Source organism: Hyalangium versicolor (assembly GCF_020103695.1).
GTDB classification, from domain to species: Bacteria; Myxococcota; Myxococcia; order Myxococcales; family Myxococcaceae; genus Hyalangium; species Hyalangium versicolor.
In genome coordinates, this window is the sequence record NZ_JAHXBF010000008.1 from 363,171 (window position 1) to 377,019 (window position 13,849).

At 68.1% G+C, this 13,849-nt stretch carries 9 protein-coding genes; 5 read left to right on the plus strand and 4 right to left on the minus strand.

Annotated features, from left to right (window positions below):
* Positions 1 to 31 precede the first annotated feature (31 nt).
* A complete protein-coding gene (locus tag KY501_RS19180; protein ID WP_224364636.1) occupies positions 32 to 568 on the minus strand; it encodes an adenine phosphoribosyltransferase in 537 nt (178 codons plus the stop codon).
* Positions 565 to 1,551, minus strand: coding sequence for a 2-hydroxyacid dehydrogenase (locus KY501_RS19185; protein ID WP_224364637.1), 987 nt, complete (start codon positions 1,549 to 1,551; stop codon positions 565 to 567). The genes KY501_RS19180 and KY501_RS19185 overlap by 4 nt, the downstream gene beginning before the upstream one ends.
* Before the next feature lie 143 nt (positions 1,552 to 1,694).
* On the opposite strand from KY501_RS19185, the gene KY501_RS19190 reads away from it, so the two are divergent.
* The 4 genes from KY501_RS19190 (at position 1,695) to KY501_RS19205 (ending at position 8,870) form a co-directional block, all read left to right on the plus strand.
* Positions 1,695 to 4,985 (plus strand): DEAD/DEAH box helicase, encoded by a 3,291-nt coding sequence (locus tag KY501_RS19190; RefSeq protein WP_224364638.1) that lies wholly within the window; start codon positions 1,695 to 1,697, stop codon positions 4,983 to 4,985.
* A gap of 127 nt (positions 4,986 to 5,112) precedes the next feature.
* Positions 5,113 to 6,855 carry a DNA repair protein RecN gene (gene recN, locus KY501_RS19195; RefSeq protein WP_224364639.1) on the plus strand — a complete coding sequence of 581 codons (1,743 nt, stop codon included), beginning with the start codon at positions 5,113 to 5,115 and terminating at the stop codon, positions 6,853 to 6,855.
* Positions 6,856 to 6,950: 95 nt separating this feature from the next.
* Positions 6,951 to 7,712 (plus strand): Stp1/IreP family PP2C-type Ser/Thr phosphatase, encoded by a 762-nt coding sequence (locus tag KY501_RS19200; protein ID WP_224364640.1) that lies wholly within the window; start codon positions 6,951 to 6,953, stop codon positions 7,710 to 7,712.
* A gap of 228 nt (positions 7,713 to 7,940) precedes the next feature.
* Positions 7,941 to 8,870: a M23 family metallopeptidase gene (locus tag KY501_RS19205; RefSeq protein ID WP_224364641.1), complete on the plus strand. Its 930-nt coding sequence runs from the start codon at positions 7,941 to 7,943 to the stop codon at positions 8,868 to 8,870.
* Here the strand turns inward: KY501_RS19205 and KY501_RS19210 are convergent.
* Both KY501_RS19210 and rlmM read right to left on the minus strand, forming a co-directional pair.
* The gene (locus KY501_RS19210) at positions 8,854 to 9,561 is read right to left on the minus strand and encodes a diguanylate cyclase domain-containing protein (RefSeq protein WP_224364642.1); all 708 of its coding nucleotides are present in this window, start codon (positions 9,559 to 9,561) and stop codon (positions 8,854 to 8,856) included. The genes KY501_RS19205 and KY501_RS19210 overlap by 17 nt on opposite strands.
* Positions 9,562 to 9,606: 45 nt before the next feature.
* A complete protein-coding gene (gene rlmM, locus KY501_RS19215; RefSeq protein WP_224364643.1) occupies positions 9,607 to 10,623 on the minus strand; it encodes a 23S rRNA (cytidine(2498)-2'-O)-methyltransferase RlmM in 1,017 nt (338 codons plus the stop codon).
* Positions 10,624 to 10,942: 319 nt separating this feature from the next.
* On the opposite strand from rlmM, the gene secA reads away from it, so the two are divergent.
* A complete protein-coding gene (gene secA, locus KY501_RS19220; RefSeq protein ID WP_224364644.1) occupies positions 10,943 to 13,765 on the plus strand; it encodes a preprotein translocase subunit SecA in 2,823 nt (940 codons plus the stop codon).
* Positions 13,766 to 13,849 lie beyond the last annotated feature (84 nt).

Here is a 13,849-nt window from a genome sequence, read left to right on the forward strand (position 1 = left end):
GTGTCAACGTCCTTGCCATGGAGCAGAGGGCCTACAGGGTGATGATGCTGCGCACGCGGTCGGCGCCCAGACGCTTCACGCCATCGAGGAAGCCCAGCGCCATGAGGAAGCTGAAGCCCACCAAATCGCCGCCGAGCTGCGCAGTGAGCTTCATGGTGGCCTCGGCGGTGCCACCGGTGGCCAGCACGTCATCCACGATGACGACGCGCTCGCCCTTGAGGATGGCGTCCTGGTGGATCTCCAGCCCATCCGTGCCGTACTCCAGCGCGTAGCGCTCGACGATGGTGTGGTGGGGCAGCTTCCCGGGCTTGCGCGCGGGGACGAAGCCCGCGTTGAGCGCCAGCGCCACGGGCGCACCGAGGATGAAGCCACGGGCCTCCACGCCGATGACCTTGGTGACGTGCTGGCCTCGGAAGGGCGCGGCCATCCCGTTGATGACGCGGCCGAAGAGGACCGGATCGGCCAGCAGCGGGGTGATGTCCTTGAAGACGATGCCCGGGCGGGGGAAGTCCTTGACGTCGCGCATGCGTGCCTTGACGTCGTCGGCCAGGGTGAGATCGGTGGTCATGCGAAGAGCTCCGGGTTGACGCAGTGAGGAGGCCGCCGGCCCTCGAGCGCGGCGAGCAGGTTGTCCACCGCCATCGAGGCCATGCGGCCCCGGGTGGCGTGGCTGGCGCTCGCGATGTGCGGCGCGATGAGGACATTGGGCAGCTTCAGCAGCGGGCTATCCACGGGCAGGGGCTCGGGATCCGTGACGTCGAGCGCCGCACCTCCCAGCTTCCCCTGGGAGAGCGCCTCGACCAGCGCGGCCTGATCCACCACGGGCCCGCGAGCGGTATTGATGACCATGGCGCCGGGCTTCATCGCGGCCAACTCGGCGCGTCCCAACCAGTGCCGGGTCTCCGCATTCAGCGGCACATGCAGGCTGATGAAGTCCGACTCGGCGAGCAACGTGGCCTTGTCCACGCGCCGCAGGCCCAGTTCCGCCTCCAATTCCGGGCGAGCATGGCGGCTCACGTACAGCACGCGCATGCCGAACCCGCGGGCGCGCCGGGCCACCGCAGTGCCAATCTGCCCCAGCCCCACGAGCCCCAAGGTCGCCCCATGGATGTCCGAGCCCAGCAGCAGGGTAGGGGACCACGTGCGCCACTGGCCCGCCCGCACATACGCATCCGCCTCGGCCACCCGCCGCGCCAACCCCATGAGCAGGGCAAAGGCGAAGTCGGCGGAGGTCTCCGTCAAGACGCCCGGCGTGTTCCCCACAGGGATCCGGCGTGCCGTACATGCGGATACATCAATGTTGTCGTACCCCACCGCCACATTGCTGACAGCCCGCAAGGAGGGCGCGGCGGCCAGCAGGGGCCCATCTACCCGATCGGTCAGGAGGGAGATGAGCCCATCCACCCCGCGTACGAGCTCCAGGAGCGTCTCCCGAGGCGGGGGCAGCTCCTCCTCCCACACACGAAGTTCCACATGGCTGCCCAGTCGGCCGAGGGCCTCTCCAGGGAGCTGGCGGGTGACGAGGACACGGGGGCGGACGGGAGGCGCCATGGCAGGCGTTCATGCTCTCACAGCCGCGTGCTGTCTGGGGCGCGGTCTGCTCCGGGCTGAACGAGTCCATCATTCCCGTCCACGCGGTGGGCCCTCTCTGTGGTATGCGAGGTGGTTCCCCGCGCCAGGGGCCTAAGCGACCCGTGCAATCGACCGTCGACACCCGAGAGTCTCTTCCACCGCAGGACGGCCAGTGGCTGCGTGCACTGAAGGCCGAAGTCCAGCCCACCACCTTCAAGAAGGGCCGCGAGTACGCGGAGACCCGCCGCGTCTTCGGTCTGCAACGCGAAGGGGACCGCATCACCGCCCAGGTCGCCGGCTCGTCCGGCGAGCGCTACGAAGTGGTGCTGGAGCCCAAGGACGGCAAGGTCTCCTCCACCTGCTCCTGCCAGTCCTGGAATACCTACGGCCCCCACTGCAAGCACGTGGTGGCCGCGGCGCTCATCTATGCAGCGCGGTTCCGGCCCCCTCCGCCGCCCACGGCTGCTCGCGAGGCGCCCCGTGAGCCGCCCCGTGAGGCCCCCAGGGAGAAGGTGGCTCCGCAGGGCCCCGAGTTCGAGCCCGAGTCCGGGGCGGAGTCCGACGAGGAGATCGCCGTTCCGGATCTCCCTCCCGCGGCCGATCCGGTGAGCCTGCCGGCGCTGGCCAAGGTGGAGAGCTGGCTGGGGCTCTCCTCGCAGCCGGATTATGAGTTCCTGTACCGGCTGACGCCCTCCAACACGGGCCCCAGCGGCCGGCACTGGGTCATCGACGTGCGCCGCCAGGACGCCCAGATGAAGGGTCCCGTGCACGTCAAGCGGCTGCTCCAGGCGGGCACGCGCATCTCCCCGGCGGACGAGCGCGTGTTCCTCGTGCTCGCCAAGCACGAGCACCGGTATGACTCGCGCATCGTGATGTCGGACGAGGACCTCTCGGAGATCCTCGACCTGCTGCGCCAGCGCCGAGTCATCTACCGCGGCACGCAGCTGATGTTCTCGGAAGTGCCGGTGCGTCCGCAGATCCATCTGGAGTCCCGTCCCGATGGAGCCACCGCGCGCATCGAACTGCTCTTCCCGGATGGAGTGAGCTATTCGCTCAAGGACGTCATCCTCCTTGCAGGCCGGCGCACGTACGTCATCCAGGCCCAGTCGCTGTTGCCAGTGGAGCCGGACTTCCCGCCCCGGCTGCTGCGCAAGTGGCTGCTGGAGCCGACCATGTCGTTCCCGGCTCCGCAGCTGGATCGCGTGCTGACGTTCTTCGCCGCGCACCTGCCGCGCTTCCGCATGGTGCTCAAGGCGGACAACCTGGACGTGGACGAGTCCATCGAGCCGCGCTTCGTGCTCACCTTGGAGGGCACTCCGGACAAGGTGAAGGTGATGCTCGCGGCGCGGTACGGGCAGACCACGGTCCCGGTGTCTCCCACCGCCACGCATCTGGGCTACGCGAGCGGCGTGGGCAACGAGAGCCGCAAGCTCTACCGGCGCCGCGAGGAGCTGGAGCGCGCGGCGGGCAAGCAGTTGACGGAGATGGGCCTGCGCTTTGAGGGGCAGTCCCACGTCTACGAGGCCAGCGGGGACGCGGCGCTCGAGTTCTGGGCGCGCGGGCTCGGCGCGCTGCCAGAGAACTGGGAGCGCTTCGGCGTGCAGGCGCCCAAGGTGCGGCTGCGCCCGAAGCTCCGGCCGCGCATCCGCGTGGGCATGAGCGGGGTGAACTGGTTCGATCTCGACGCCGAGTTCATCACCGATGATCAGGCGGTGGACCTGGGCGCGGTGCGCATGTGGCTGGAGTCCGGTCGGCGCTTCGTGCCGCTCAAGGATGGCACCTTCGCGGAGGCGGATCCGGCCGAGCTCAAGCGCGTGGCGGACATCCTGGAGGAGGCCGGCGCGATGCCGGGCCGCACGCGCACGCGGCTGCCGCTGCATCAGGCCGTGGCGCTGGATCTGCTCGCGGACCTGGGCGAGTTCACCGAGGTGGAGGCCAAGGCCCGCCAGGCGATGATGGAGCTGCGCGACACGGCCGGTGTGCCCAAGGTGGCCATGCCCGAGGGGCTCCAGGCCACGTTGCGCCACTACCAGGAGACGGGCCTGGCGTGGCTCTGGTTCCTGCACCGGCACGGCCTGTCCGGCATCCTCGCGGACGACATGGGTCTGGGAAAGACGATCCAGTCCCTGAGCCTGCTGCAGAAGGTGAACAACGAGGAGGGCCACAAGCCGTCGCTCGTGGTGGCACCCACCAGCGTGCTCGCCAACTGGGAGCGCGAGGCCGAGCGCTTCACTCCGGCCCTGAAGACGATGGTGTGGCACGGCCAGGACCGCAAGGAGCGCGCCGAAGATCTCAAGGACGTGGATCTGGTGCTCACCTCGTACGCCCTGGTGCGGAGGGATCTCGAGCAGCTCTCGCAGGTAGGCTTCCGCTACGTCATCCTCGACGAGGCGCAGAACATCAAGAACGCGGACAGCGCCACGGCCCAGGCCTGCAAGTCGCTGCCGAGCGACACGCGCCTGGCCCTCACGGGCACGCCACTGGAGAACCGGCTCAGCGAGCTGTGGAGCCTCTTCGACTTCCTCATGCCGGGCTTCCTGGGCAGCGCGGAGGGCTTCAGCGATCGCTACGAGCAGCCCATCCAGGTGGCCAACGACGCCACGGCGCGCGACAGACTGCGCCGCCGCATCCAGCCCTTCATCCTGCGACGCCTGAAGACGGAGGTGGCCAGCGATCTGCCTCCGAAGACGGAGAGCGTGGCGTGGTGCGAGATGGAGCCCGGCCAGGCGGCGCTCTACCGCGAGGTGCTCGAGGAGAGCCGCCGCAAGGTGAGCGAGAGCATCGAGAAGGTCGGCTTCAAGCGCAGCCGCGTGTCCATCCTGGCGGCGCTGATGCGGCTGCGGCAGGTGTGTTGTGATCCGCGCCTGCTCAAGCTGCCGCCCAACACGCTCCTGCCCTCGAGCGCCAAGCTGGAGCGCTTCGGCCAGCTCGTGGACGATCTGGTGGCCGAGGGACACCGCGCCCTCGTCTTCAGCCAGTTCACGGAGATGCTGGAACTGCTCAAGAGCGAGGCCGACAAGCGCGGCCTGCAGTACCTCTACCTGGACGGTCGTACCAAGGACCGCATGTCCAAGGTGGATGACTTCAACCGGCCGGATGGCCCGCCGCTGTTCTTCATCAGCCTCAAGGCGGGCGGCACGGGCCTCAACCTCACGGCCGCGGACTACGTCATCCACTACGATCCGTGGTGGAACCCGGCCGTGGAGGACCAGGCCACGGACCGAACCCACCGCATCGGGCAGACTCGGGCCGTCATCAGCTACAAGCTCATTACCCGAGGCACCGTGGAGGAGAAGATCCTCTCACTCCAGCGGCGGAAGAAGGACCTGGCCGCCGGGGTGCTCGGGACCGAGGGAGACTTCGGTCGGTTGCTGACAGAACAGGACATCGCGGACCTGTTCACCGAGAGCTGACTTCCGGACGTCGCCCACTCTCCCACCCCACCGGCAGGCACGCGCCTGCACGGAACGTCTGTGCAGTGCCTTCGTTACCTGCTAGGGTGTTCAGTACCAGGGCTCCAAAGCGGATATCGGAGGGCGTGTGCTGCTGGGACTTCGGATTTCGAACGTGGCGGTGATTGAAGAGGTGGAGGTGGGGTTCGGGCCCGGATTGACGGTGCTCACCGGCGAGACCGGGGCGGGCAAGTCCATCCTCGTGGATGCGCTCGGGCTGCTGCTCGGCGGCCGGGCGGATGCGGACGTCATCCGGGCGGGGCGGGAGGATGCTTCCGTGGAAGGTGTCTTCGCGCGCACCCCCGCGATGGCCGAGCGTCTGGAGGAGTTGGGGATTCCGGATCTGGGCGAGGAGGTCCTGGTGCGCCGGGTGGTGGGGCGCAACGGACGTGGCAAGGCATACGTGAACGGCTCGTTGGTGACGGTGGGCGTCCTGGCGCGGCTCACCCGAGGGCTGGTGGACATCGCCGGCCAGCACGAGCACGTGAGCCTGTTCGACTCCAGCCTGCACTGCACGCTGCTGGATCGGTACGGCAACCTCACCGAGGCGCTTCAGGTCTACGGACAGCACTACGCCGCCCTGCGCGAGGTGGAGGCGCGGATGGAGTCGCTGGGCGGAGATGAGGCCCGCGTGCGAGAGCGCGCCGAGTTCTTGCGCTTCCAATTGGACGAGATCAATCGCCTGGACCCGGCGGCTGGAGAGGACGCGAAGCTGGATGCGGAGCGGCGTCGGCTGGCCGGAGCGGAGAAGCTGCGGCGCCAGGCGTCCGAGGCCGAAGTGCTCATCTCCGGAGACGAGAGCTCCGCCCTGGAGACGGTGGGGCGGGCGTTGGGGCTGCTCAACGACGCGGTGCGGTGCGACGCGACACTCGGGCCCATCGTCCAGTCGATGAGCACGGCCATGGCCGAGTTGGAGGAGGCGCAGCGCCGGCTGAACCGCTACTCGGAGGGGCTGGAGTCCGATCCGTCCCGGTTGGGAGAGGTCGAGGAGCGCCTGGACGCCATCAAGCGTCTGTGCCGCAAGCACGGCGCCGCGCTGGAGGGAGTTCTCCAGAAGCGCAGTGAGCTGGAGACGGAGCTGTCCACCCTGGAGAACCGGCAGGAGATCCTCGAGGGGCTGGCCCAGGAGCGTCAGAAGGCCGAGGCGCGGGCGAGAGAGAGTGCTACAGGCCTGTCGCGGGCCCGTGCTGCCTGTGCGGGGGAGTTCTCGCTCCAGGTGAGGGAGGGGCTGGCGGGGTTGGCCCTGGGCAAGGCGGCCTTCGAGGTGCGGGTGACGCCCGGCGGCCCGCTGCGGTCCGAGGGCACGGACGAGGTGGAGTTCTTCTTCAGCGCCAACCCCGGCGAGCCGCCGCGTCCCCTGGCCAAGGTGGCCTCGGGCGGTGAGGCCAGCCGGCTCCTGCTGGCCCTCAAGCGGGCCCTGGCCGATAGCGACGGGTGCGGCTGTTACGTACTGGACGAGGCGGACTCGGGGGTGAGTGGGGCCATCGCGGACGTGGTGGGACGGATGATCAAGGAGGTCAGCGGTCACCGCCAGGTGCTCTGCATCACGCATCTTCCCCAGGTGGCCGCCTATGCGGACGCTCACCTGCTCATCCGCAAGGGGATCAAGGGAGGGCGCACCCTCTCGGAAGTCGTCCCCCTGGCGGCCGGGACGGAGCGGACGCAGGAACTGGCTCGGATGCTCTCCGGCGTGGAGGTCACGCGGGAGGCCCTGGGGGCGGCCGAGGCCCTGGTGCGTTCGGCCCACCGGGCCCTGGGGGTGGCCCCCCGGCCGAGACGCGAGCCGGCACCCGGGGGAGGGGCCCGGGGGCGCCTTCGGCAAAGCGCTTGAGCACGGACAGAAGATCCGCGTCCTTGCCCCGCTCCAAGTCTCCACATAGCATCGGCGCCGTGTCCAAAACCGCAGGACAAAGCGCGGCACCTCAGATGAAGGTCGTCTCGGCGGGCCTCACCGACGTCGGTCGGAAGCGCAACCACAACGAAGACAGCTTCCTCATCGACGACGAGCTTCAGCTCTACGTCGTGGCGGATGGCATGGGTGGCCACGCTGGTGGTGGCACGGCCTCCCGCATCGCTGTCGAGACGATCGACAAGGAGATGCGACGGGCCCGGGACAGCCGGGACAATCCCTTCATCTCCACGCCCAACCTCCAGGACGCCCTCATCCCCGAGGCGCTCCGCACCGCCGTGGAGAAGGCCTGCCTGGCCATCTACACCGCGGCCCAGGAGGACCCACGCCTCTCCGGCATGGGCACCACGGTCATCTCCCTCGTGGTGAGAGATGACCAGGTCTTCTTCGCCCACGTGGGCGACAGTCGCGCCTATCTGATCCGCGGTGAGCTCATCCAGCAGATCAGCGAGGACCACTCGCTCGTCAACGAGCAGATCAAAGCGGGGATGATCACGCCCGAAGAGGCCAAGCACTCCCGCTACAAGAACATCATCACCCGCTCGGTCGGGTTCGAAGAGGAAGTCCAGGTGGACGTCATGGGCGTCATCTCCGAGCCCAAGGACGTGTTCCTCCTGTGTTCCGACGGTCTGGCCAACATGCTCGAGGACCGGGAGATCCAGGAGTTGGTGCTCAACACGCCCAACTTCCAGGACGTACCCAAGCGCCTCATTGACATGGCCAACGAGCGGGGCGGTGACGACAACATCACCGTCATTGTTGTACAAATGCAGGCTTGATGGATCCTGTGCGGGGAGCAGGACCTTCCAGGTGTGTCGAGTGTTTTGTTCACCTTGACACCTTGGAAACGGCGATGATAGCTGCGCAAACTGTTCCAGTTCTGGCGAAATGCCGCTGACTGACGGACTCCGAGGGGCGTGGCGAAGGCGGTAGGTGTGGCGAGCAGGCCGAGGCCTTAGGTTTGCGCGCCGTAGAGCCCACAGCGTGAGCACTTAGGGAGTTGTTGCGTGGCGAAAAAGTCCTACACCCTGATTGTGGTCTCGGACCACAACGCTCCCGTCCAGCGCTTCCACATCCAGAAGTCCTTCCTCGTGCAGTTGGGTGTGGGGGTGGTGCTGTTGGCGGGGATGGCGCTGGGCGCGACGGTCCATTATTTCCGCGTGGCGCAGGATGCCGCGGAGAACCGCATCCTGAGGGACGAGAACCTCACCCTGCGCGGGCAGCTGAAGTCAGTGCGTGAGCGCATCGAGCACATCGGCACCACGCTGGACCGGGTGGAGCGGTTCGATCAGAAGCTGCGCGCCATCACCTTGCTGTCTGATCCGCAGCGCAACCTGGCCATGGGCCCCACGGAGACGGAGCCCGGCACCGCGGCTCCGGCGACGACGGACACCCAGTTCACCCAGCTGACCACCAGCGACTCGCCCAACGCGCTGAATGCGTTGACCGGGCGGCTGGACAAGCTCTCGGCCGAGGCGACGCGGCAGGAGCAGAGCCTGCAGGAACTGCAGGCGTACTTCCAGGATCAGAAGTCGCTGTTGGCTTCGACGCCGTCCATCTGGCCGGCGCGCGGCTGGGTGACGAGCGACTTCGGCCAGCGGCTGGATCCGTACACGGCGGACCGGGTGATGCACCAGGGCCTGGACATCGCGGCCCCGCACGGCAAGGAAGTGTTCGCGCCGTCGGACGGCACGGTGGTGTTCGCGGGGCTCGAGGGCGGTTACGGCAACGTGATCGTCATCGACCATGGGTACGGCATCAAGACGCGCTACGGGCACCTGTCCCGGCTGATGGTGAAGTCGGGAGAGCGCGTGAAGCGCGGCGCGCTGATCGCTGCGGTGGGCAACACGGGCCGCTCCACCGGTCCGCACCTGCACTACGAAGTCCGCGTGAACGGCATCGCGCAGAACCCGCGGAAGTTCATCCTTGAGGAGTAGGCGTCCCGGGGACGAAGCCGTCGAGGCGGATGCGCCGGCGCTGGACGACCTCGGTCGTGCGCTCCTGGCGCTCCAGGACGTGGGCCCGCTCCAACTCGGCCCACAGCAGTGGCCCCAGAACCTGCCAGTGAGAAGGCTGATCCACAGTCAGCTCCAGCAGCGCCACCGTGTGCTGAGGCACGTCCTGCGTTGCGGTGCCCGTGGGGAGCACCTTTGCCACGTCCTCGGCGAGCCGGGTGCGCGTGGCCTCCTTCTGCTCGGGCTGGACGGTGAGCTGGGAGGTGGGCGTGAGCAGCGCGGCGAAGGCATCCGGGTGGATGCGCACCACCTTGGCTCCCGGGTACTGAGCGGCCAGTGACTCCACGGTGGCCTTGAGCACGGCGTCTCCCACGCCGAAGCCGAAGCGCGCGTTGACGTTGATCATCCCCTGCACGTCCGTGATGACGGCGCCCACCTTCCATCCATCGTGGTGGGCGTGGGTGGAGAGATCGAACTCCTCCTTGAGCAGGCTGCCCTGGGTGAGCGCGAGGGCCTGTAGCGCGCCCAGCTTGTCCGGCTGCCCCCGGCGAGCGCGCTCTGCCTCGAGCAGGGTCTCCACGGCGAGCTGGACGGGCTGGGGACTGCGGGCAACAGCCCAGGGGTGCAGGGCGATGAGGGCGGTGGCGGTGGCGTCGTCGATGGCGTAGGGCATCGCCGCTCTTGTATCGCGGAGGCGGCACTCGCGCAGGCCCGAGGCTCAGCGCCGGTGGGCCGTCACCGTCACCTCGTCTCGGTCATGGTAGAGCTGGCGCACGGTCAAGCCCTTCCAGCCTCCGTCCTCGGTGAGCGTGTGGCGCACTCGCAGCAGGATGGGGTTCTTGTCCTTCATCGGCAGCTTGATGTTGGCCACCAGGTGCGAGGCCCAGCCGCGCCGCCCCCACTTGGCGAGCAGCTGCGCCACCTCGAGCGGGCGCCAGGCCATGTCGCAGAAGAGCCAGTCCGCGGGTTCCTCGGGAGCGAAGGCGAAGGCGCTCTCCTGCACGTGCCGCACGCGGGGATTCGAGGCCAGCTCGGGCATGAGCCGCGCGGGATCCACGGCGATCACCTTCGCGCCCCGCGTCACCAGCCGCTGGGTCCACCCCCCGGGCGCGGCGCCGAGATCCACGCAGACATCCCCCCGGCCCGGCTCGAAGGGCAGGCCATCGAGCGCCTCCTCCAGCTTCATCGCCGCCCGGGAGGGAGACTCGCCCGCGCGCCGCATCCGCCGCCGGCCACCGGGAGCCAGGGACAGCGCCTCTCGTGCATGCACCACGCCCACGAAGGTGACGCCCGGAGCCACACACAGCGTGACGAGCCGAGCCCCCGCTTCCCTGGCCCGCTCCGCGTCCTCGAGCAGACGGCTGGCCGGAAGGAGCCCGCGCACCGCATCGCGCAGTGCCTCCGCCTGGGCCGCGAGCGCATTGCCTTGAGGCGTGTCCGGAGTGAACGCCTGGAGCACCAGGGGCGCGGGAGGCGGCAGGGCGGCCACGGCCTGGGCCACCGCTGTGGCGAGCGCCTCCGGTTCCTCGTCCGAGAAGCTGGCCACCACGCGGCTGCCCTGACGAGCGAAAGCAGGAGCGAGCTCCTGCTGGCCCTCGCTCTCCACCAGCGCTTCGCCCAGCAGTCGAGGCTCGGCCGAGGCCCAGGCCAGCTCTTCGAAGAGGTGGGGCTCGAAGCCCGCGCGGCACGTCCACAGCCAGCGTCCCGGGCGAGCCTCCAGAGTCTGTGGGGGCATGGGGGGCATCCGCACCCGGAGTGGGACTCGGAGGCCGGGCGAGGCGGGAGCAGCTCGCTCGGAAGGTCGGCCAGGGGCGCGCGGCGGGTGCCGCCCCGAAGGGTGAGCAGGGCGACGGTTCTGGGGATTTCGGCGTCTCGACATTGCGTGGACTCGGTTCCGCTTTACTCTGTCCTGACCGCGCGCAGGGCAGACAGGCAAGAGGAATGCCTCGGGGGCGCGCGTGGTTTTCCCGAGACTCCCTCTTACATCTCCTGGGATTTCCCTTCACTCGCCGCCTCCCTTCGGGGATTCTCCCGGCCGCGAGAGAGCCGAACGAATGATCGAATGGACTTTAAAGAAGCTCATCGGGACCAAGAACGAGCGTGAGCTCAAGAAGGCCCGGATGAAGGTGACCCGCGTCAACGAGCTCGAGAGCCGGATGCGGGAGCTCAAGGATGAGGACTTCGCTACCGCCACGGCCCGGATGAAGCAGGAGGTTGCCAACGGCAAGTCGCTGGACGACCAGCTGTTCGAGGCCTTTGCCCTGACGCGCGAGGCGGCCCGCCGGGTGATTGGCCAGCGCCACTACGATGTGCAGCTGATCGGCGGCATGTTCCTGCACGAGGGGAACATCGCCGAGATGCGCACCGGCGAGGGCAAGACGCTGACGGCGACGTTGCCCACGTACCTCAACGCGCTGTCCGGGCGCGGCGTGCACGTGGTGACGGTGAACGACTACCTGGCCCGCCGTGACGCCGAGTGGATGGGCCGCGTCTATCGCTTCCTGGGGATGACCACGGGCTGCATCCTCCACGAGCTGACGGACAAGCAGCGCCAGGATGCGTACCGGTCGGACATCACCTACGGGCAGAACAACGAGTTCGGCTTCGACTACCTGCGCGACAACATGAAGTTCCGTCTGCAGGACTACGTCCAGCGCGAGCTCAACTACGCCATCGTGGACGAGGTGGACTCCATCCTCATCGACGAGGCGCGTACGCCGCTCATCATCTCGGGCCCCACCGAGGACAGCACGGACAAGTACTACCGCGTCGACCAGGTCATCCCGGGCATGGTGCCGGACCAGGACTACACCCTGGACGAGAAGGCGCGCTCGGTGTCGCTGACGGACGAGGGCATCGACAAGCTGCAGAAGCGGCTGGGTGTGGGCAACCTGTACGATCCGGGCGAGATCGAGACCCTGCACCACGTGGAGCAGGCCCTGCGCGCGCACACGCTGTACAAGCGCGACAAGGACTACGTGGTGAAGGACGGCGAGGTGATGATCGTCGACGAGTTCACCGGTCGCCTCATGCCCGGCCGCCGTTGGTCGGATGGCCTCCACCAGGCCGTCGAGGCCAAGGAGGGCGTGAAGATCGAGAACGAGAACCAGACGCTGGCGACGATCTCGTTCCAGAACTACTTCCGCATGTACTCGAAGCTCTCGGGCATGACGGGAACGGCGGACACCGAGGCCGAGGAGTTCGCGAAGATCTACAACCTGGACGTGCGCGTCATCCCGACCAACCGCGCGATGGTCCGCAAGGACCAGGAGGACGTGGTCTACAAGACGGAGCGCGAGAAGTTCGAGGCGGTGGCCAAGGAGATCGAGGAGCTGAACAAGAAGGGGCAGCCGGTGCTGGTGGGCACCGTGTCGATCGCCAAGAGCGAGGTGGTGGCCAACTTCCTCAAGAAGCACGGCGTGCCGCACAACGTCCTCAACGCCAAGCAGCACCAGCGCGAGGCGGACATCATCGCGCAGGCGGGCCGCAAGGGCGCGGTCACCATCTCCACGAACATGGCCGGTCGCGGTACGGATATCCTCCTGGGCGGCAACGCGGAGGTGATGACAAAGGCGTCCGTGGGCCCCGAGCCCCAGCCTCCCGAGCCCGTGGAGGGCCAGACGCCGGAGCAGGCGGCGGAGGCCAAGGTGGCCTTCGAGCAGCAGCTGGCGGATTGGAAGAAGAAGCACGACGAGACACTGGCGAAGTTCCAGGAGCAGACGAAGGCCGAGCGCGCCGAGGTGATGGAGCTGGGCGGCCTGTTCATCCTGGGCACCGAGCGCCACGAGTCGCGGCGCATCGACAACCAGCTGCGTGGCCGCGCCGGCCGCCAGGGCGATCCGGGTGGCAGCCGCTTCTTCCTGTCGCTCGAGGATGACCTGATGCGCATCTTCGGCACCGAGCGCATCCAGGCCCTGATGGAGCGCATGGGCATGGAGGAGGGCGAGGTCATCGAGCACAAGTGGCTCAGCCGTGCCATCGAGGGAGCCCAGAAGCGCGTCGAAGGCCACAACTTCGACATCCGCAAGAACCTCCTCGAGTACGACGACGTGATGAACCAGCAGCGGCGCACCATCTACAAGCTGCGCCGCCAGGTGCTGGCCGCGGGCGCGGGCTTGCCGCTGGTGGAGTACGAGGAGGATCCGAAGACCAAGGCGAAGATCCGCAGCGAGCGGATGGTGTCCTGGGCGGACTTCAAGGAGATGGTGCTGGACTCGCTCGAGGACGTGATCGTCTCGCTGACGGACACGTACATGCCCACGAAGAACCCGGGCACGTGGGATCTGGAGGCGCTCCAGCGCAACGTGAAGGACGTCTTCAACCTGGAGATGGGCTTCGAGAGCAAGGGCGATCGCGAGTCCGTCGAAGAGGACATCTACAAGGCCTCGGAGAAGATCACCCTCCAGCGCGAGCAGGAGTTCGGTGAGGAGTTCCTGCGCTTCCTGCAGTACCGGTACCTGGCGACGATCGACCAGCTGTGGAAGGACCACCTGCTGGCGATGGACCACCTGCGGCAGGGCATCGGCCTGCGCGGCTACGGCCAGAAGGACCCGAAGCAGGAGTACAAGAAGGAAGGCTACAACGGCTTCATCCAGATGCTGGGAGCCATCAAGACGCAGTTCGTCAGCCAGATGATGCGGGTGCAGGCGCGCAACACGGCCGAGGAGACGGCCCGCATCCAGAAGCAGATGGCCCAGCGGCAGAAGCAGGCGCTGGAGGGCCGGGCGAACGAGGAGGGCAAGATCGAGCAGGCCACGGCAGCGCCTCGGGCTCCGGCCAAGGCGGATGGGCCGCGCGTGGGCCGCAACGATCCGTGCCCCTGCGGCAGCGGCCGCAAGTACAAGAAGTGCCACGGTGCCGCCGAGGCGAACGTCTAGGCAGGGCGCTCACCCGGCTGGACCGACCGGCGCGGTCTCTCCTCCCCACGGAGCGAGGGCCGCGCCGGTGGTGTTTCAGGGCTC

What these genes read in the sequence shown, in the direction of transcription:
- secA (WP_224364644.1), top strand. Translation starts at nt 10,943, where the DNA reads ATGATCGAATGGACTTTAAAGAAGCTCATCGGGACCAAGAACGAGCGT.
- KY501_RS19200 (WP_224364640.1), top strand. Translation starts at nt 6,951, where the DNA reads ATGAAGGTCGTCTCGGCGGGCCTCACCGACGTCGGTCGGAAGCGCAAC.
- rlmM (WP_224364643.1), bottom strand. Translation starts at nt 10,623, where the DNA reads ATGCCCCCACAGACTCTGGAGGCTCGCCCGGGACGCTGGCTGTGGACG.
- KY501_RS19185 (WP_224364637.1), bottom strand. Translation starts at nt 1,551, where the DNA reads ATGGCGCCTCCCGTCCGCCCCCGTGTCCTCGTCACCCGCCAGCTCCCT.
- KY501_RS19180 (WP_224364636.1), bottom strand. Translation starts at nt 568, where the DNA reads ATGACCACCGATCTCACCCTGGCCGACGACGTCAAGGCACGCATGCGC.
- KY501_RS19210 (WP_224364642.1), bottom strand. Translation starts at nt 9,561, where the DNA reads ATGCCCTACGCCATCGACGACGCCACCGCCACCGCCCTCATCGCCCTG.